The organism is Burkholderia sp. GW821-FHT14F03 (assembly GCF_058803765.1).
Genome location: NZ_JBXAPG010000009.1, coordinates 44211 through 62737 on the forward strand (window position 1 = coordinate 44211; position 18527 = coordinate 62737).

15 protein-coding genes and 2 pseudogenes are annotated in these 18527 nt (G+C 68.7%); 4 read left to right on the forward strand and 13 right to left on the reverse strand.

The window, feature by feature from the left end; all coding sequences use genetic code 11:
* Nucleotides 1–22 precede the first annotated feature (22 nt).
* From tssM to AC1RQF_RS08330, 3 genes are all read left to right on the forward strand, one after another.
* Nucleotides 23–3949, forward strand: coding sequence for a type VI secretion system membrane subunit TssM (tssM, locus tag AC1RQF_RS08320; protein WP_492871749.1), 3927 nt, complete (start codon nucleotides 23–25; stop codon nucleotides 3947–3949).
* Nucleotides 3950–4081: 132 nt separating this feature from the next.
* Nucleotides 4082–4384: an ArsR/SmtB family transcription factor gene (locus AC1RQF_RS08325; RefSeq protein ID WP_273998193.1), complete on the forward strand. Its 303-nt coding sequence runs from the start codon at nucleotides 4082–4084 to the stop codon at nucleotides 4382–4384.
* Between the two features lie 59 nt (nucleotides 4385–4443).
* The gene (locus AC1RQF_RS08330) at nucleotides 4444–5505 is read left to right on the forward strand and encodes an alkene reductase (protein ID WP_273998192.1); all 1062 of its coding nucleotides are present in this window, start codon (nucleotides 4444–4446) and stop codon (nucleotides 5503–5505) included.
* A 9-nt stretch (nucleotides 5506–5514) separates the two neighbouring features.
* Here the strand turns inward: AC1RQF_RS08330 and AC1RQF_RS08335 are convergent, their stop codons facing one another.
* Nucleotides 5515–6000, reverse strand: coding sequence for a GNAT family N-acetyltransferase (locus AC1RQF_RS08335; RefSeq protein ID WP_492871803.1), 486 nt, complete (start codon nucleotides 5998–6000; stop codon nucleotides 5515–5517).
* 201 nt (nucleotides 6001–6201) lie between these two features.
* Between AC1RQF_RS08335 and AC1RQF_RS08340 the strand changes: the two are divergent.
* Nucleotides 6202–6576: pseudogene (locus AC1RQF_RS08340) on the forward strand (LysE family translocator); the annotation flags it as partial.
* 324 nt (nucleotides 6577–6900) lie between these two features.
* Here AC1RQF_RS08340 and AC1RQF_RS08345 read toward each other — a convergent pair.
* The 12 genes and pseudogenes from AC1RQF_RS08345 to AC1RQF_RS08400 all read right to left on the reverse strand — a co-directional run bounded on the left by AC1RQF_RS08345 (nucleotide 6901) and on the right by AC1RQF_RS08400 (nucleotide 18426).
* A complete protein-coding gene (locus AC1RQF_RS08345; protein WP_273998191.1) occupies nucleotides 6901–7332 on the reverse strand; it encodes a hypothetical protein in 432 nt (143 codons plus the stop codon).
* Between the two features lie 187 nt (nucleotides 7333–7519).
* Nucleotides 7520–7681 (reverse strand): annotated as a pseudogene (locus AC1RQF_RS08350) (transcriptional regulator); the annotation flags it as partial.
* A 218-nt stretch (nucleotides 7682–7899) separates the two neighbouring features.
* Nucleotides 7900–8223: a hypothetical protein gene (locus AC1RQF_RS08355; protein ID WP_252986970.1), complete on the reverse strand. Its 324-nt coding sequence runs from the start codon at nucleotides 8221–8223 to the stop codon at nucleotides 7900–7902.
* Between the two features lie 161 nt (nucleotides 8224–8384).
* Entirely contained in the window at nucleotides 8385–9587 is a 1203-nt protein-coding gene (locus AC1RQF_RS08360; RefSeq protein WP_492871750.1) for a porin, read from the reverse strand.
* Nucleotides 9588–9718: 131 nt separating this feature from the next.
* Nucleotides 9719–10657 carry a helix-turn-helix domain-containing protein gene (locus tag AC1RQF_RS08365; RefSeq protein WP_492871751.1) on the reverse strand — a complete coding sequence of 313 codons (939 nt, stop codon included), beginning with the start codon at nucleotides 10655–10657 and terminating at the stop codon, nucleotides 9719–9721.
* Between the two features lie 79 nt (nucleotides 10658–10736).
* Nucleotides 10737–11339 carry a DUF3156 family protein gene (locus tag AC1RQF_RS08370; protein WP_273998185.1) on the reverse strand — a complete coding sequence of 201 codons (603 nt, stop codon included), beginning with the start codon at nucleotides 11337–11339 and terminating at the stop codon, nucleotides 10737–10739.
* Nucleotides 11340–11347: 8 nt separating this feature from the next.
* Complete coding sequence (locus AC1RQF_RS08375; protein ID WP_273998184.1) at nucleotides 11348–12844, reverse strand: APC family permease; 1497 nt, start codon at nucleotides 12842–12844, stop codon at nucleotides 11348–11350.
* A gap of 96 nt (nucleotides 12845–12940) precedes the next feature.
* A complete protein-coding gene (locus AC1RQF_RS08380; RefSeq protein ID WP_492871752.1) occupies nucleotides 12941–14287 on the reverse strand; it encodes an aspartate aminotransferase family protein in 1347 nt (448 codons plus the stop codon).
* 31 nt (nucleotides 14288–14318) lie between these two features.
* Nucleotides 14319–15821 carry an aldehyde dehydrogenase family protein gene (locus tag AC1RQF_RS08385; RefSeq protein ID WP_492871753.1) on the reverse strand — a complete coding sequence of 501 codons (1503 nt, stop codon included), beginning with the start codon at nucleotides 15819–15821 and terminating at the stop codon, nucleotides 14319–14321.
* 90 nt (nucleotides 15822–15911) lie between these two features.
* Nucleotides 15912–16625: a response regulator transcription factor gene (locus AC1RQF_RS08390; protein ID WP_492871754.1), complete on the reverse strand. Its 714-nt coding sequence runs from the start codon at nucleotides 16623–16625 to the stop codon at nucleotides 15912–15914.
* A gap of 158 nt (nucleotides 16626–16783) precedes the next feature.
* Nucleotides 16784–17608: an SDR family oxidoreductase gene (locus tag AC1RQF_RS08395; protein ID WP_492871755.1), complete on the reverse strand. Its 825-nt coding sequence runs from the start codon at nucleotides 17606–17608 to the stop codon at nucleotides 16784–16786.
* Nucleotides 17605–18426 carry a molybdenum cofactor biosynthesis F family protein gene (locus AC1RQF_RS08400; protein ID WP_273998179.1) on the reverse strand — a complete coding sequence of 274 codons (822 nt, stop codon included), beginning with the start codon at nucleotides 18424–18426 and terminating at the stop codon, nucleotides 17605–17607. The genes AC1RQF_RS08395 and AC1RQF_RS08400 overlap by 4 nt, the downstream gene beginning before the upstream one ends.
* Between the last annotated feature and the right edge of the window lie 101 nt (nucleotides 18427–18527).

Below are 18527 nucleotides of genomic sequence, written 5' to 3' on the forward strand. Positions count from 1 at the left end.
CAGACGATCCGGGAATCCCGTCATGAACAAATTCCTTTCCTTCCTGATATCGCGCCCGTTTCTGGCCTTCGCCGCCCTGCTGACCGCCGCGCTGCTGGTGTGGTTCGTCGGACCGTTCGTCACGTTCGGGGGCCTGGCGCCGCTCGCGGGCGTCGGCATCCGCGTCCTCGTGATCGCGCTGCTGCTGGGCGGCGTGCTGCTGTGGCTCGCGGAGTGGTCGATCAGCGTGGTGCCGGTCGCGCTGCTGTGCGTCTTGATCTGGCATGCAGCGCCGCTGCTCGCGTTCGGCCAGAGCGCGCCGTTCGTCGCGGCGCCGGCCCGCGCGCTGGCGATCGCCGCCGTGATCGCGCTGTATCTGCTCTACCTGCTGGTCCGGCTGCTGTGCAGGATGCGCGCGGATCCCGCGCTCCTTCGCAACCTGCTCGAGTTCGGCAAGCACAAGCCCGCGTCGCCCGCTGCGGGCCGCCTCGCCAAGATCGATGCGACGCTCGTCGGCGCGCTCGCGCGCCTGAAAGCGGTGCGCACCGGCGTGCGCGGCCTCGCCCGCCTGTTCCAGGGCAAGCGCTATCTGTACGAACTGCCGTGGTACCTGACGCTCGGCCCGGCCGGCGCGGGCAAGACCACCGCGCTCCTGAACGCCGGGCTCTCGTTCCCGATCGCGGGGCAGATGCAGCGCGCCGCGGCGTTGCTCGCGAGCCAGGACGGCACGGCGGACTGGTGGCTGACCAACGACGCCGTGCTGATCGACACCGCGGGCCATTACACGCAGCACGGCTCGTCGCGTCATGCGCTGCCGCGTCAGCCTGCCCCCGACGAGCCCGCGGATCCGACCGACGCCGACGACTCGTGGCGGCATCGGGTCGACGCGGACGAATGGCACGGCTTCCTGCGCCTGCTGCGCAAGCATCGTCCGCGCACGCCGATCAACGGCGCGCTGTTGACCCTCGATGTCGGCGAACTGGCCAGCGCCGACGAGCGCGCGCGCCACGCGCAGGCCGCCGCGTTGCGCGCCCGTCTCGCCGAGCTGCGCGCCGGGCTGGGCATCCGCTTCCCCGTCTACCTGCTGATCACCAAGATGGACCAGCTGCCCGGCTTCGTCGAGTACTTCGGTTCGCTGACCACGGAGGGCCGCGCGCAGCCGTGGGGCTTCACGCTGCCGTACGGCACCGAGACCATCGCGAACGACGGCCTCCACGCGCGCTGCGCGGACGAGCTGGACGCCCTGGCCGCGCGCGTCGCCGCGGGCGTCAACGCGCGCCTGCTGGAAGAGCACGACACGGCCCGGCGGCGCCGCCTGACCCTGCTGGCCGAGGAATTTCTCGTGCTGACGCGCCCACTCGCCGAGCTGATCGACCAGGTCTTCCTCGACTCGCGCTACGACGACACGCAACACCATTCGACGCTGCGCGGCGTGTATTTCACGAGCGCCGCGCAAACCGGCGAACAGGTCGCCGCCGATCCGCACACCGTCGCGCAGCGGCTCGCGGCCGCGCCCGGACGCGCGAGCGCCGCGCCCGCCCCGCCGCACGAAGGCAATCAGAGCTTTTTCCTGCACGATCTGCTGACCCGCCTGGTGGTGCCGGACGCGCATCTCGTGCAGCCGAACCTGCGCTGGGAATACCGGTTCCGCACGCTCGGCATCGCGGGCCATGCGCTCGCGCTGCTGCTGTTCGTCTGGCTCGCGCTCGGCCTGCGCGTCAGCGCCGGCAACAACAGCGACTATCTCGATGCGATCGGCCGCAAGACCGCCGCGCTCACGGCACGCGTCAGCCAGCTGTACAAGACCCCGCATCCCGAAGCCGTGCCCGACGTGCTGAGCGACGCGGCCCGCCTGGCCGCCTATACCGGGCTCGACCTGTCGGCGCCGGACGGCGCATGGCGCTACGGCCTGTACACGCCGCCCGGGATCGTCGCGGAAAGCCGCCGCACCTACGATGCGCTCGAAGACAACCTGTTGATGCCGCAGATCGTGAAGCGGATCGAGACGGTTCTCGAACAGGGCATCGTCACCCGCGATCCCAAGCTCACCTACGGCGCGCTGCGCGTCTACCTGATGCTGTACGACAAGCAACGCTTCGACGCCGCGCAGGTGCAGGCCTGGGTGCTCGACGACTGGGCCGGCACCGACAGCGCCGCGGTCTACGGCAGCCGTGCGTCGATGATCACGCACGTCGGGCAGCTGTTTTCCGGCGGGCGCATCGTGCAATCGCCGCTGATCCGCAACGACGCGCTGATCCAGCAGGCGCGCACGCTCCTCAACGGCACCAACGCGACCGAACGGCTCTACGAACGGGCCAAATCGGCGATGCAGGCGAGCGCGCCGGACGATTTCACGCTGATCCGGGCCGTCGGGCCGCAAGCCGGGACCGTCTTCACGCGTGCGAGCGGCGCGCCGCTCGCGCACGGCGTGCCCGGGCTGTTCACCTACGACGGATACTGGCGTCTGTTCGACAAGCGCCTGCCCGAATTCGTGCAGATCGCGCGCGACGACGACGCCTGGGCGATGGGCCGCGCCGATCTGAACGACGCTCAAAAAAAAACGACGGCGTTCGCGCGCGCGGTCGCCGCACCGGATGATCCGCTGACCGAGGCCATCCGCCGGCAATACCTGCAGGAATATGTGCAGCAATGGGATGCGTTCCTCGCCGACATCCGCACCGTGAGCGGTACGAGCCTCGCCTTCAATCTGCTGGTGCTGCGCGGCTTCGTCGCGCCGGACTCGCCGCTCGTGCGGCTCGCGCGCGCGGCGGTGCGCGAGACCACCCTCACCCGGCCGGTCGTCGCGACCGAGCGCGACGCGCTGCAAAAAGCCGGCGGCGCGGCGGTGGTCAAGGCGCTCGACGCGCACGTCGACGCCCGCCTGGAACGCACGCTCGTCGACGACCATTTCGCCCTGCTGCGCGACCTCGTGACGGGTGACGCCGACCTGCCCGCGGGCATCCGCCCCGCGGCCGCGCCGGCCGGGAAAACCGGGCTCGACGGCGTGACGAGCCAGCTGAACGACTATTACACGGCCCTGACCGTTGCGAACGAAGCGCTGTCCAACAACAGCGTGCCGCCGCCGAGCGATGTCGCGGCCAAACTGCAGATGACCGCCGACGCGATGCCCGCGCCGCTGCGCGCCGTGCTGCTCGAACTGACGCAGCAGGGATCGCGCGAGGTCAACCGGGGCATCGGGCTGCTGTTGTCGCGACAGCTGGAGGCGACGATCGGCGATACCTGCCGGCTCGCGATCGCCGGCAACTTTCCGTTCTCCGCCGACAGCCGCCGCGACGTCGGCATCGACGACTTCACGCGGGTCTTCGCGCAAGGCGGCCTCCTCGACGACTTCTTCGTGAAGACGCTCGCCCCATTCGTCGACACGTCCACGCGACCGTGGCGCTACCGGACGCTGCCCGGCGCCACCGAGCCCGTACAGGGACCGGATCTCGAACCGTTCCAGCAGGCCAAGGCGATCCGCGACGTGTTCTTCAGCGATCCCGGCCAGAAACAGCTTGCGTGGAAGATCGACCTGCGCGTGCCGGAACTCGATCCGTCGATCACGAGCCTCGCGATCGACGTCGACGGACAGACGATGCTCTACCAGCACGGCCCGGTCGCGCCACGCACGATGAACTGGCCGGGACCGCGCGGCGGCGCGCATGTGGACGTCACGGCCGAGCCGCGGATCCGGCCCGATACCTCGACGCTGTCGGCGGATGGTCCCTGGGCGCTGCTGCGGCTGCTGCAAAAGGGCCGCGTGATCGAGACCGCGACGCCCGGACGCACGCGCATCGCGCTCGATTTCGACGACCGGCGCGCCGTGCTCGATATCGCGAGCCCCGGCACCGCCGCGAATCCCCTGACGAGCCCCGTGCTGAAAGCATTCCACTGCCCGGCGTCGATGCCGACCTTCAGCCTGACGGATACCGGCCCCCCGCCGGGATTGCCGCGCGGCGGGCTGCGTTGAGCCCTTGACGGAAGCCGGCCGCGTCGAGGCCGGTATCCCTACCCCGACCAATGTCTTTCGACATATCGCGATATCCCGATATATGATTCGAAAACCAACGATACACGTATCCCAGCGATTGAACCTGTCCCCATGACGATCGACACCGACGCCATCCACAAAGCGCTTGCCAATCCGGTCCGCCGCGAGATTCTCGCGTGGCTGAAGGAACCCGAACGGTACTTCAACGCGCAGACGCATCCGTTTCACGACGGCGTTTGCGCGGGCCAGATCGACGCGCGCTGCGGCCTGTCGCAATCGACCGTGTCCGCCCATCTGGCCACGCTGCAGCGGGCCGGGCTGATCACGTCGACGCGCGTCGGCCAGTGGGCCTTCTTCAAACGCGACGAACCCGTGATCCAGGCGTTTCTCGACGAACTGCACCGCGGCCTGTGACGCCAGCCGGCCCCGCCTGTATGCGGGCGTGCCGTTCCACTTGATAAGAGGTCCTTACCATGCCGTCCCTGTTCGATCCCCTGACCGTCGGCGATCTCACGCTGCCGAACCGCATCATCATGGCGCCGCTGACGCGCGCCCGCGCCGGCGAGGCGCGCCTGCCCAACGCGCTGATGGCCCGCTACTACGCGGAGCGCGCGTCGGCCGGCCTGATCCTCAGCGAGGCCACTTCAGTCACGCCGCAAGGCGTCGGCTACGCCGAGACGCCCGGCATCTGGTCGCAAGAGCAGGTCGAAGGGTGGAAGCTCGTGACGGACGCCGTGCATCAGGCCGGCGGCCGGATCTTCCTGCAGCTGTGGCACGTCGGCCGGGTCTCCGATCCTGTGTTCCTCGACGGCGAACTGCCCGTCGCGCCGAGCGCGATCGCGCCGAAGGGCCATGTGAGCCTCGTGCGTCCGGAGCGGCCGTACGTGACGCCGCGCGCGCTCGAACTCGACGAGATCCCGGGCGTGGTGGCCGCCTACCGGCGCGGCGCCGAGAATGCGAAGGCAGCCGGCTTCGACGGCGTCGAGGTGCACGGCGCGAACGGCTACCTGCTCGACCAATTCCTGCAGGACAGCACGAACCACCGCACCGACGCCTACGGCGGCTCGATCGAGAACCGCGCGCGGCTGCTGCTCGAAGTGGTCGACGCGGCGATCGACGTGTGGGGCGCGCAACGCGTGGGCGTGCACCTCGCGCCGCGCGGCGACGCGCACACGATGGGCGATTCCGATCCGCTCGCGACCTTCGGCTATGTCGCCCGCGAGCTGGGGCGCCGCAAGATCGCGTTCCTGTTCGCCCGCGAGTCGTTCGGCAACGAACCTATCGGTCCGCAGTTGAAGCAGGCGTTCGGCGGCCCGTTCATCGCGAACGAGAGCTTCACGCTCGACGGCGCGCAGCAGGCGCTCGCGTCCGGCGAAGCCGACGCGGTGGCCTGGGGCAAGCTGTTCATCGCGAATCCGGATCTGCCGCGCCGCTTCGAACTGAACGCGCCGCTCAACCAGCCGAACCCGGCGACCTTCTACGCGAAGGGCGAAACCGGCTACGTCGACTACCCGGCGCTCGACAGCGCCGCGTAACGGCGCGCGTCAGGCCGCGCGCGCGTCCAGCGCGCGGTGCATGAAGACCCGCCGCGATTCGTCGAGGCCGCCCGCGACATGCGCGGCGCGCACCGTGACGAGCAGCGGGTCGAGCGCATCGTCGGCCAGGATCGAGAAGCCGAGGCGGCTGTAGTACGGCGCGTTCCAGGGCGCGTCGCGGAACGTCGACAGCACCAGTGCCGACGCCCCCGTCTCGCGGCCACGCGCCGCGACCGCCTCGATCAGGTCCGCGCCGATGCGCCGGCCCGCGCAGGCGGGCAGCACATCCAGTTCCTCCAGATAAAGCCGCGCGGGGTCCAGCATCCGGTAGATCGCGAACGCGACGAGCGTGTCCGTTTCGTCGACGGCCGCCAGCGCGCGGCCGGCCTCGATGCGCGCGAGCAGGTCGGCGCGGCCGGTCGGCGGGCTCTCGGCGATGTGCGACATGCCGATCGCGTGGAAACGCTGCGCGGCGGCCGCCTCGACGGCGGCCATCGCGTCGGCTTCGCGCGGCAACGCGGCGCGGATGCGGATCGAGGGGGACAAGGGAAGCTCGGCCAAGGTGCGGTCATCCTGTGAGTCTGAACGGACGCACTATAATCAATTCCTTCGATCATTCGCAGCCCCGCGTCGCACATTTCGTCGCGCGCGCTGCGCGATGTCCTTCGTTTCCCGCCCACCGAGCCGCATGCCGCCATGGCCGCATCGAGCCTCGCCGCCCTCGCCTTCTCCTTCGCCCTCATCGCCATGGCCTGCACACCCGGCCCGAGCATTGCCGCGCTGGTCGCGCGCGTGCTGACCAACGGTTTTCGCGACGTGCTGCCGTTTCTCGCGGCGACGTGGATCGGCGAGGTGCTGTGGCTCACGCTCGCGGTGGCGGGTTTGTCGGTGTTCGCGCGCACGTTCTCGACGGGGCTGTTGGTGCTGAAGCTCGCGGGCGTCGGCTACCTGCTGTTCCTGGCCTGGAAGATGTGGTCGGCGCCGGCCGAGGCCGGCGCGGGCGACCTGCCGCAGGCGCGCTCGCCGTGGCGAATGTTCGTCGCGGGGATGCTGGTCACGCTCGGCAAGCCATGATCTGACGGCGGTGGTGGACTGGGCAAGCCGCAAGGTTCTCTCGCACCGGGTGGCGATCACGCTGGAAGCCGTACATGCCGTCGAAGCATTGGAAGAAGCGTTCGCCCGTGCGGGCTTTCGGTTTGCGTGACATAAACGCTCCTGTGTGGCGTCATGTTATGCCCGAAACACGAAATATCTGACAGTCCCAAGTAAGGCCGTGCAATGGAAGGGAGGATAACCTCGACCTCCCGTCGCGTCATACAGACGACGTTTCGTTACCGAACGACACGCAGTCCACATCTTTAGCATGAATTCCAAAAAAATTCAAAATCACCCAATCTACTTCAGTATGTTATAACGACCTGAATTCTGGCGAATATCTGGTTTGATAGCACCCTGCCACTGCGTGGTCACGAGAGTACCAGAAAAATCAGTCAGGCATACCAGCGTAACTGTATAATCAGAAATCTGCCCATCAAAATTTTCCTTCATTCTCAATTGACCGACATTGGGAGCCAAAGCACTGTATTGATAAGCCCCTCGAACGCTTTGTCCAGTCTGAAGAATCTTGAGATCATACACGCCATTACCAAAATCAACCTTCAAAACACTTCCGGCATTCGGGTTTTGTGGTGAGTACTGATCATCAACAACATTAACGAAAGTCCTTCCCGCCACCGTCATCGGCACCCTGCAGTCGGCTCCAGCGTTAGACACGACAACAAATGCAGCGAAACACAAAAACGGCTTGAATAAATTTTTTTCGCTCAATTTTCAATTCCAATTAACAAAAAATAAAATCACATCGAAAACATGATTTTTCGGCTTCATTACAACTCACAAAGAACAATATCGATATCCGGGTAAACACTAAATCAATCCGTTCGCATGCCTAACACATCCGTCACTGCATCCCGCAGGAATCTACGCCCTGCGCCCGGTTACGGCGCGGTCATTTCATCGGGAAATATTCATTCTCGTAGCGCTCGATCAGGATCGCCAAGATCTCCAATTCGTCGCCTTCCCGGGTGCCAGGCGCCGGATCGGCATCGATGAGAACAGACACTGCCTTCAAAGCAGCATCGTAATCGGCCTCGTTTCGAATCGGGTGGATGTTCATCTCATGACTCCATGCGGTACCCATGAAACGAGCGCCACGGCAACGCCTGCATCACCCCGTGCGCCACATCAGGCAAATACCCCGCGAATCCGGAAATCCCGCCGGTTCAAGTTCGAACGGCATGCCTCGTTCGCAGGGCGCCCCAACGGCAACGATGAAGCGCACCGGTTGAAAAAAAAACCGACACGCGCTCGTGCCAAGCCCCGTGCCTCAGGGCGTCAGGGCGTCAGCACGAGCCGATCCGGCGCGGACTGCGCGTTGAACGGCGTGGCCGGCGGATTGCCCTGAATCGTGCGCCGCGCATACTCCAGCGCGGCAAGCGCGCTTCCGGCCGCGTGCCCCAACCCGCGCTGACGGATCTGCTCGCGGGCGAAATCGTCGCGATCGAGCACGTTGACCATCGCGTCGAGATACCGCAACGCTTCGGGATCGGTCGTGGCGCTGTTGTACAAGGTGACTCGGCCGGCCAGGCCGAACACATGATCCAGATTGACGAATGCCGGATCGTTTGCAACGTGCGAAATATCGATGAACGGTCTCATGATCTCTCCAGGTAAGGATGCTGCCTGGAAAGCATAGGACCGCCGGGATCGCGCATGAACGAGGGAAAAGTCACGGCCGGCGTAACGGGTCGTACTGCGTGAGGCGGCGTGAGGCGGCGGGGGGCGCCGATTCGCCTCCCGCCGCCTCTCCCCCTTCACGCTCAGAAGTCCATCTTGATCCCCGCCATCAACGCCAGTTGCCGATTCGAATTGCTGTTGTTCAGCACCGGAATCTGCGCGTAGTCCGCCGGCTCGCCGTCCGCCCCCGTACCCAGCCCGCGTCCCGATGCGATCTGCCCGATCGCGACCGCATACAGCGCGGTCCGCTTCGACAGGCTGTAGTTCGCGCCGAGATTGACCTGATGGAAGCGCGTCGCCGCCACGCCGTCGGGTTTCGCGCGATTGAAGATGTACGCGAGGCCGCCGCGCAGCGCGGGCGTGAACGCATACGTCGCATTCAGCTCCGCGATGTCGAACACCACCGTGTCGCCGCGCGGCCGCGCGCTGCTCGCGAAGAACGCGCTGTCGCCGAGCCGCGTATGCGTATAGGTCAGCGCCACCGTGGCGCCGCCGAACGTGACGGAACCGCCCACGCCCAGCACCTTCAGCGACTGCGCGTCCTGCAGGCTGCAATACATCGCGCCCGGATTCGCGCACGAGAAATCGCCGATATAGCCGTTCGCGCCGCCCAGCGCCGCGTCGAGCGGCTGCCGCAGGTTCATGTAGCCGGCGCTCAGCGAGAACGGCGCGCGATTATAGGCGGCCGCCAGCGCATACCCGCGCTTCGCCGCGAAGTTGCCCGCCTGCCCGCCGAGACTGAACGTGCCGCCGAACGTGAACCCGTTGAAATCGACGCTCGTGAACTTCAGCGCGTTGTTGAAATTGAACGCGGCGTTCAGGTTGTCGACGTCGCCCAGATGCGAACCATAAGGCGTCGACCAGTTGTTGCTCGACACGTACGCGCCGAGGAAATCGGTATATGAATCGTACTGGCGCCCCAGCCCGAGCGTGCCGACCGCGTCGTTGCGCAACCCGACCCAGGCCTGCCGGCTGAACGCCGCGCCGCTCTGCAGGGCCTGCCCGCTCGCGGACAGGAACTGCTGCTCCAGCTGGAACGCCGCCTTCCAGCCGCCCCCCAGGTCCTCCGTGCCCTGCAGCCCCCAGCGCGACGGCACCAGATTGCCGCCGCCCATCTGCCACGCGGGGCCGCCGTGCGTCGAGCCGTCGGCCCGCGTGGTCTGCTGGCTGCTCGAATAGATGATGCCCGTGTCCACCGTGCCGTACAGCGTCACGCTGCTCTGCGCGTGCGCGGCCGTGGCCAACGCGCCCGCCATCCCAGCCGCGGCCCATGCTCCGATCTTCATGTCCCATCCCCATTGAATCCGTTGCTTTGCAGTGCAAATCAACAGTGCTGATTGAAGGTGTGATGGGACTCTATCCAGCGAAAAAAACCCTCTATATCCCAAATCGGCAAATGCATGCGCGCGACGCGCCGTCACGCGGCGCGCAACGTTTGCGAGGGCAATTCGCCGAACAGGTCGCGGTATTCGCGCGCGAAATAGCCGAGATGGGTAAACCCCCAGCGCGCCGCGGCCTCGCCGACGCACAGCTCTTCCACCCCGGTCGTGCGCAGCAGCCGGCGCACCGCGTTGAGGCGGATCGTGCGCAGGTACGTGACGGGCGTCACGTCGGCGACGCGCTGGAAGCTCGTCTGCAGCGTACGGCGGCTGCAGCGCAGCGCGCGGCACAGTTCGAGCACCGTCACCGGCTCCTCGGGCCGCTCGCGCAGGTAGCGCTCGCAGCGCCGCACGATGTCGCTGTAGGTGGCGTGCGTGATGTCGCGCCGCTCGTCGCCGACCGCGCCCGCGAGGAAGTCGAGGAACACACTGAGCATGGTGTCGCGGAACATGCGGCGGGTGGCCGCGTATTCGAGCCAGGCCGGGCTGCGCTGCGCATCGTCGATGCACGACGACAGCCGGCCGCCCAGCGCCAGCCCCTGCTCTCCGGTCAGGCGGATCACGTGCCGCAGCCGGCGGCCCTCGCCCATGCCCAGCTCGACCTCGCACAGCTCGTCGATCATGTCGGAGCCCGCGCTGATCCCGACGAGCCGCATCCCCTCCGGCGTATGGAATTCGAAATCCTCTCCCGCGCGCAGCGCCAGCAGCGCATAGCCGTCGACCTGCTGCCCCTGGAAGGTGCCGATCAGCGGCGCGAGCAGCGGCACGGCGAGCGAGGTGCTCGACGCGGGCGCCGTGCCCGTCTGCGCGACGCGCCGGTTCAGGGTCTCGCGGAAGAAATGGAAGTCGTCGTACAGCACCTGCGTCACCGTGCCCTTGAAGCGCCCGGGCGTCATCTGACGATAGGTCTGGTGCCAGCCCGCGACCGCGAGCCCGTGGTCGTGGACGTCTTCGAGTGAGCGCGACTGGAACAGCATGGGTGTCTCCGGTGAGAGCCTCGCCCGCCGCGCGGGCGGGCGGCTTGCGCGGCATGCGTCACGCACGGCTTGAACCGCGTCAAATTTGCGCGAGCCCGGCGGCGAAGGCCTGGAACGCCGCCAGCAGCGCCGCGCGCTGCGCATCCGTCACGCGGATATAGCGCCGGAACGACGGCATCCGGCTCACCACTTCGCTGCCGCCGAACGGCACGACGCACAGCGTCCAGCCGTGCGCATCCGCGTCGATCGCACAGTATGTCAGATCGAGCGCCGCGAGCGCCCGCCCCAGTGCGGCGGTATCGAGCAGCGCGGCCACGCGGCGCGCGAACGCGTCGTCCGCATCGGGTCCGAGCCGCGCGGCGACGCCGGTACGCCGCCACCAGCCCTGCTGGCCGATCGTCGCGCGCCCGCGCGCGGCCGGCCCCGGTACCTTCAGGCTCAGGCGCACCAGCACCGTGTGCATCAGGAACTGGCGCTCGACGCACTCCTCCGCCGCCAGCGCGAGGCCGCCGTCCAGCGTCAACCGCCCGCGCGCGGCGACGACGCCGTCCGCTTCGCACGACGCCGCCTGCAGATCGCGCGCCACCCGTGCGAGCGTCGCGCCCGCGCGATAGCCCGGCGCCGGCCCCGGCGCGAACCAGCGCCGCCAGCCGCGCGGCTGCGCTGCGCCCGATTCGGACACGGCGGACCTCACGCGCGCGCCACGTGCTCGTTGCGCAGCACTTCCTCGACCGGCACCGGCCGGAACGGATGCTTGCGCTGCACGACCACGGTCCAGAACAGCGCGTAGAGCGCGGTCAGGCCGAGCATCGCGCCGAACGGCACGTAGATGTCGCGGCTGTTCATGCCGGGCGGCGCGATATACCAGATCGCCAATACGATCCCGACGCTCGACACGATCTGCGGCAGCGGAAACCACGGCGACCGGTACGGCCGCGCGAGATCCGGCCGGCGGATCCGCAGCATCACGACCGACAGCGTGACGAGCAGGTAGGCGGTGCCCCAGGCGCAGGTCGCCGCGAGCACGAGGTGCAGGATGCTGTCGAGGTTGCCGCGGATCAGCCACGCATGCGTGATCGGCACCAGCGCCGCGACGACGATCCCGACCACCGGCGTGCGAAAGCGCGGATGCAGGTAGGCGAAGCACTTCGGCAGCGCGCCGTCGATCGCCATCCCGTACAGGATGCGCGGCAGGCCGGCCATCAGCGTGTTGATCGTCGCCGCGCCCGCGAACAGGAACGCGACGCCGAACCAGATCCGCCCGAACGGCCCGAGCACCTGCAGCGCGAACGCCGGGATCGCGCCCGGCGTGTCGAGCAGGTGCGTGAGCCCGTCCGCGCTGACCGCGACGTTCGGCACCTGGCGCTTGATCGCCGCGCCGTAGATGAACATGCACACCGCGACGCCGAGCAGCCCGAGCGCCATCGCGCGCGGGATGGTGCGGCCCGGCGCGCGCATTTCCGGCGCGAGCGGCGTGACGAATTCGCAGCCGACGAACATGAACATCGCCATGCCGACGAGCGACAGCACCGCGGGCGCCGACGCGCCGATCTCGGAGCGGCCGAACCAGCCGTCGAGCGGCACCGCCGGCGCGGCGACGAGCCCGAGCACGCCGAAGGTCAGCAGCGACAGCCACATGCCGGCCGTCAGCACGATCTCGAGCCGGCTGAACACGCGGATGCCGATGATGTTGGTGCACGCGAACAGGACGACGAGGCCGACGCCGACGAGCCAGGAACTGTTGTGCCGTTCGAGCGCGGCGTTCAGCGATTCGAAGTTGACGAGCGCCATGATGCCGCTCAGGATCGTCTCGGCCGTGCCGGCGAACACGTGGACGAGGAAATACGCGGAGATCGTGCCGGTGATCGCGAAGAAGCGGCCGAGGCCGCACGACAGATAGTCGTAAACCGAGCCCGCCGTCGGCAGCATCGCCGCCGCCTCGGAGAAGGTCGTCGCCTGCGCCTGCATCATCACGAACGCGATCAGCATCGCGACCGCGAAGGCCCAGCCGCCCATGCCGAAGCCCGAGGTGGCGGTGAGGATCACCGGGCTTGCCATGATGAGGCCGACGGCGCTCGCGAGCGCCGTCGGGAAACCGACCGCGCCGGCGGCGAGCGCCGCCTGAGCGCCGCCCGCCTGCGCCGGGGCTGCGGCCGGCGCGCTGGAATACCCTGGTGAACCCGACATGGTCGTCTCCCTGATTGTGTCGTCCGATGTCGAGACCATACGGAGGCCAATATTCCCGCGCATAGCGCAAATTGGCAAACCGGCCGGCCGGCGCCGTCAGGACGGGCGGAACGGCGTTTCCGCGAAGCCCGCCGCGAGCCCGTCGACAAGCCGGTCCAGCTCCGGTCGGCCGATCACGAGCGGCGGCGACAGGATGATCTTGGTGCCCACCGGCCGCACCAGCACCCCGTTCGCACGCGCGATCTCGGCCACCGCGTTCGCATAGCCCGACATCGGATCGATCGGCTCGCGGGTCGCCTTGTCGGCCACCAGGTCGAGCGCGAGCATCAGTCCCTTGCCGCGCACCTCGCCGACCGCGTCGAACCGCTCGACGAACGGTTGCAGCGCCTCGAGCAGGTAGGCGCCCTGCTTCGCCGCGTTGCCGGGCAGGTCTTCGCGCAGCACGATGTCGAGGCTCGCGAGCGCGGCCGCGCAGGCGACCGGGTGGCCGGCGTAGGTATAGCCGTGCATGATCGCGCCGCCGAAATCCGCGTTGGCGGCGAACGCCTCCTCGATCCGCGCATTGACCACCGTCGCGCCGAGCGGCACGTAGCCCGACGAAATGCCCTTCGCGAGACACATGATGTCGGGCCGCACGCCCCAGCCCCGGCTGCCGAACAGGCTGCCGCTGCGCCCGAAGCCCGTCACCACCTCGTCGGCGATCAGCAGCACGCCGTAACGGTCGCAGACCTCGCGCACGAGCGGCCAGTAGCTCGCGGGCGGCACGATCACGCCGCCCGCGCCCTGGATCGGCTCGGCGATGAAGGCGGCCACCGTGTCCGGGCTCTGGAACAGGATCTCGCGTTCGAGCAGCGTCGCGCAGATGCGCGCCAGCTCCTCCGGATCCCGCGTGAACGGATTGCGGTACGGCCACGGCGTTTCCACGTGGAAGCAGCCCGGCAGGTTGGGCTCGTAGTTGCGGCGGAACACCGTGTTGCCGTTGACCGACGCGCCGCCGAAATGGGTGCCGTGATAACCCTGCTTCAACGAGATGAACTTGGTGCGGTCCGCCTGGCCGCGTACTTTCCAGTACTGACGGGCGATCTTCAGCGCGGTCTCGACCGAATCCGAGCCGCCCGAGCTGTACAGCACGCGGCGCATCCCTTCCGGCTCCATCAGGTCGATCAGGCGCGCCGACAGTTCCTCCGCGCGCGGATGCGACACGCCGTCGAACAGCTGGAAATATTCGAGTTCGTCGAGCTGCGCGACGATCGCCTGCTTGACCTCGGCCCGGTTGTGGCCGACGTTGACGTTCCACAGGCCTGCGACGCCGTCGACGAGGCGATTGCCGCGATCGTCGTAGACATGACAGCCGTCGCCGCGCACGATCCGGATCGGATCGCGGCGCTTCATGTCGTTCGGATGCAGCATCGGGTGCCAGAAACGCGAATCGGTATAGCTCATTGCATGGACTCCAGAATAAAAGGCGCGCGGCTCAGTGCGCGATGCAGACGGATTTGGTCTCGGTGAAGCCCTCGACCGCGTACTGGCCGAATTCGCGGCCGATGCCCGACTGCTTGTAGCCGCCGAACGGCATCGCCGGATCGAGCGGGATGTGGCAGTTGACCCACACGGTGCCGGCCTCCAGCTCCGGCACGAGATCCATGACCGCCTTGAGATCGTTGCTCCACAGGCTCGCCGTGAGCCCGTACGGCGACGCGTTGGCGGCCTGGACCGCCTGCGCCGCATCGTCGAACGGCTGCACGACCACCACCGGGCCGAACACCTCGTCGCGCACGATCGCGCTGTCGGGCGGCGCATCGGCCAGCACCACCGGCTTCACGAAATAGCCGGGCAGCGCCGGCGCGCGCGCATCGCCCGCGAGGAAGGTCACGCCGTCGCGGCGCGCGCGATCGAGATGCTGGAGCACCTTGTCGCGATGCGAGGCGGACACGAGCGGGTTGATCTGCGCCGCCGCGTCGAGCCCGGGGCCGAGCCGCATCGCGCCCGCCAGCGCCGCGAGGCCGTCGGCGAGCTCGCGATACTTGCTGCGATGCACATAGATCCGCGACGCGGCTGCGCACACCTGGCCCTGGTTGAAGAACGCGCCCGCCGCCACCCCTTCGAGCGCCTGCGAGACATCGACATCGGCGAGCATCACGATCGGGTTCTTGCCGCCCAGTTCGAGCGAGAAGCGCGTCATGTTCTGCACGGCGGCCGTGCCGACCAGCTTGCCGGTCGCGGTCGAGCCGGTGAACGAGATCTTGCCGAGCGCCGGATGCGCGGTGAGCGCCGCGCCGCATTCGCGGCCGCCCGTCACGACGTTGAACACGCCGGGCGGCACGCCCGCGTCGAGCGCGATCTCGGCGATCCGCAACGCGGTGAGCGGCGTTTCCGGCGAAGGTTTCAGCACCACCGTGCAGCCGGCCGCCAGCGCCGGCACGAGCTTCCACACCGCGATCATCAGCGGGAAATTCCACGGCACGATCGCGGCGACCACGCCGACCGGCTCCTTGCGCGTATAGGCCGTGTAGCGCGCGCCGGGCACCATCGGGATCGACACGTCGAAGGTCTGCCCGGTGATCTTGGTCGCCCAGCCCGCCATGTAGCGCACGTATTCGACCGTCGCGCCGACCTCGACGCCGCGCGCGACGTTGATCGACTTGCCCTGGTTCAGGGTTTCGAGCTGCGCCAGTTCCTCGGCGTGCGCCTCCAGCAGGTCGGCGAAGCGCAGCAGCACGCGCTCGCGATCGGCGGGCCGCAGGCCGCGCCACACCCGGGTGTCGAACGCGCGCCGCGCGCTCTCGACCGCACGGTCGACGTCGGTCGCATCGGCGTCCGGCACGCGCGCGAGGCGCTCGCCCGTGGCCGGATCGAACACGTCGAGCGTGCGCGCCGAATGCGCGCTCTGGTGGCGGCCGTCGATGAACAGGCCGAAGTCGCGCGCGGCGAAGGCCCTCACCGCGCCGCTCACTGTGACAGTAGTCGTCTGAGTCATATGCGTCTCGTTATCGTGATTGACGGTACGCGCCGGCTTGGACGGGCGCGTCATCCGCGTACCACTCTAGCGAGGGCCGTGCGCGCGCCGTTAGCGCAAATTGGCAGACCCGCGCGCCAGGAACAGCGCGCCCACCAGCTCCGTGCGGTTCGAGACGCCGAGCTTGCGGAACATGCGCAGCAGATGGGTCTTGACGGTCGGCTGGCCGAGCGCGAGATCGCGCGCGATCTCCTTGTTCGAGCGCCCGTCGCGCACGAGGCGCGCGATCTGCTCCTCGCGATAGGTCAGGCGCGCATCGCAGTCGATCCGCTGGATGCCGCGGATCGCGCGCAGATGCGGCAGCAGCGCGGTCTCGACGAGCGGTTGCAGCGCGCCGAGCGCCGCCAGCTCGGCCGCCGTGAAGCGCGCGGCCGCACCGGCGCGCAGCAGTGAGAACGCCGCGACGGTCGCGCCGCCGTCGCGCAGCCACAGCTCGACCACGTCGGATACGCCGTGCTGCCGCAGGAAGCCGGTCCAATAAGGGCAAGTCGCGCGCTGCGCGTCGGGCAGCTGCGACGCGAGCGTGACCACGGGTTCCGGCTGCGCGGCGCAGCGCGACGGATGCATGGGATCGAGCGGCCGGTAGCGCCCGACGTAGGCGCGATGCATGGCCTCGGGCATGCCGAACAGCTCGAAGTCGGCCGGCTGGCCGTCGGCGTCCAGCCGGTAGAACACCATCGACGACGCCCGCGCGAACGCCTGCAGCGTCGACGCGCTCACGTGCAGCGCGGCGCGCCACGCGGCGGGATTCGGGTCCGCATCCATCGACGCCATCCGTGGGAAAGGTGCGGCACGCGCCGCGAACGAATGCGCGTCAGCTTAGCCACGCGTGCGACGGAGGCGATAGCACGAATTGGCAAATGAAGCGGCGTACCGCGCCCGGGCCCCTTCGTCGCGCCGGGCGCACCGCCCGTCCGCCTGCGTCACGCGCCCGCCGTGTGGCTCTCCGGCAGCGTCGCGCCGCCGTCCACGACGATCGTCTGCCCCGTGATGTACGCGGCGGCGTCGGAGGCGAGGAACAGCATCGCCCCCGCGATGTCGGCCGGCTCGCCGAGCCGGCCGAGCGGAATCCCGCGCGCGATCCGCGCGCTCAGCGCCGGATCGCCGAGATTGTCGGCCGCCGGCGTGCGGATCATGCCCGGCTCGACGCCGTTGACCGTCACCCGGTGCGGCGCGAGTTCGAGCGCCGCCGCCCGGATGAAACCGTTCACCCCGGCCTTCGAGGCCGCATAGTGCGCCAGCCCCGGATAGGCGACGCGCGGCCCGGTCACCGACGAGGTCGCGAGCAGGCGGCCCCCGCCGCGCCGCCTGAACGCCGGCAGCGCCGCCTGCGCGAGCCAGAACAACGCGCTCAGGTTGACGTCGAGCGTGCGGCCGAGCACCTCGGGCGTGATGGCTTCGAACGGCGTCAGCGGGAAATAGGCGGCGTTGTGCACGACCACGTCGAGCCCGCCCAGCTCGGCCTCGACCCGCGCCGCCAGGTCGAACAGCGCGTCACGGCTCGCGACATCGACGGGATACGCGCGCACCGTCCGGCCCACCTCGCCCACGGCGGCCGCGAGACGCGCGGCGCGTTCGGTCGCGGCCGTATGTTGCAGGTCGGCGATCGCCACCGACGCCCCCGCCGCGACGAACGCCTCGACGATCGCCGCGCCGATGCCCTGCGCGCCGCCCGTGACGAGCACCGCGCGACCGCGAAATGCGCCGGCGAAGGCCGCGCCCGGCTCGATCGGCTGGCCCGCGCTCATCGTTCGAGCGGATACACGGTTTCGTTCAGCACCGTCGCATGCGCGCCGACCGGGAAATTCGACAGCGCGCCAAAATCGCCCCCGCGGTAGCCGAAGATCTTGCCGTCGGTCTTGCGCTGCGCGAGGTCGATCAACACGACGCCGAGCGTCGGCACGATCTTTTCCCGCCACACGAACAGGTACAGCTGGTCCGCGAGCTTGAAGTAATGGCAGCGATCGACGTCGGCCAGCTCCGCCTCGACGCCCGACAGGCACTGCCACGCGTAGAAATGCGCGTTCAGATAGATGTGCTCGTAGCATTCGGTCGCGCTGTAGCGATACATCGTGCGCTTGCCGATCAACTCATCCGTCGGCGCGTGCAGCGGCCCGCGCGTGGGCACGCCCTCGATCGTGCCGTGACGGAAGCTCGCCTCGACCGCCGTGAGCGGCAGGCCGCGCTCGACGCGCGTCAGCGCATCGAGATGCGCGTCGGCCTCGGTCGGCAATACGCCGTCGATCGAGGTCCAGAGGCCGTCGGCGAGATCGAGCACCACGCTCGTCGCCGCCGCGCGGCGGGTCGGATCGAGGTAGTCGACGAAGTACAGGCCGTCGCGCAGCCGCGTCGCTCGATAGGCCGCCTCGCCCGAGGCGGCGCCCTCGCCCTCGCGCCAGTGCAGCGTCGTCGCGCTGACGAAGTGGTACGCGCGCGGCGTCGCGCCGGGCGCGTCGAGCGTCAGCGTACGGCCGGCGAGATCGCCGACCGGCGCGAGCACGTGATTGTCGGGGGCGAAGCCGTCGGCCAGCGCGCCGACCTGGATGAATACCGGGTTTGCTTCCATGCGTATGCTCCGGGCAGGTTGTATGGCGACCATGGTGCCCGCGCGTCGCCGCGCCCGCCATCAACCGGAAGGATGAACGGGCGGCCCGCCCGGCGTACAGT

Coding starts and splice junctions, on each gene's coding strand:
- tssM (WP_492871749.1), top strand. CDS start 23: ATGAACAAATTCCTTTCCTTCCTGATATCGCGCCCGTTTCTGGCCTTC.
- AC1RQF_RS08325 (WP_273998193.1), top strand. CDS start 4,082: ATGACGATCGACACCGACGCCATCCACAAAGCGCTTGCCAATCCGGTC.
- AC1RQF_RS08330 (WP_273998192.1), top strand. CDS start 4,444: ATGCCGTCCCTGTTCGATCCCCTGACCGTCGGCGATCTCACGCTGCCG.
- AC1RQF_RS08335 (WP_492871803.1), bottom strand. CDS start 6,000: ATGGCCGCCGTCGAGGCGGCCGCCGCGCAGCGTTTCCACGCGATCGGC.
- AC1RQF_RS08355 (WP_252986970.1), bottom strand. CDS start 8,223: ATGAGACCGTTCATCGATATTTCGCACGTTGCAAACGATCCGGCATTC.
- AC1RQF_RS08360 (WP_492871750.1), bottom strand. CDS start 9,587: ATGAAGATCGGAGCATGGGCCGCGGCTGGGATGGCGGGCGCGTTGGCC.
- AC1RQF_RS08365 (WP_492871751.1), bottom strand. CDS start 10,657: ATGCTGTTCCAGTCGCGCTCACTCGAAGACGTCCACGACCACGGGCTC.
- AC1RQF_RS08375 (WP_273998184.1), bottom strand. CDS start 12,844: ATGTCGGGTTCACCAGGGTATTCCAGCGCGCCGGCCGCAGCCCCGGCG.
- AC1RQF_RS08380 (WP_492871752.1), bottom strand. CDS start 14,287: ATGAGCTATACCGATTCGCGTTTCTGGCACCCGATGCTGCATCCGAAC.
- AC1RQF_RS08385 (WP_492871753.1), bottom strand. CDS start 15,821: ATGACTCAGACGACTACTGTCACAGTGAGCGGCGCGGTGAGGGCCTTC.
- AC1RQF_RS08390 (WP_492871754.1), bottom strand. CDS start 16,625: ATGGATGCGGACCCGAATCCCGCCGCGTGGCGCGCCGCGCTGCACGTG.
- AC1RQF_RS08395 (WP_492871755.1), bottom strand. CDS start 17,608: ATGAGCGCGGGCCAGCCGATCGAGCCGGGCGCGGCCTTCGCCGGCGCA.
- AC1RQF_RS08400 (WP_273998179.1), bottom strand. CDS start 18,426: ATGGAAGCAAACCCGGTATTCATCCAGGTCGGCGCGCTGGCCGACGGC.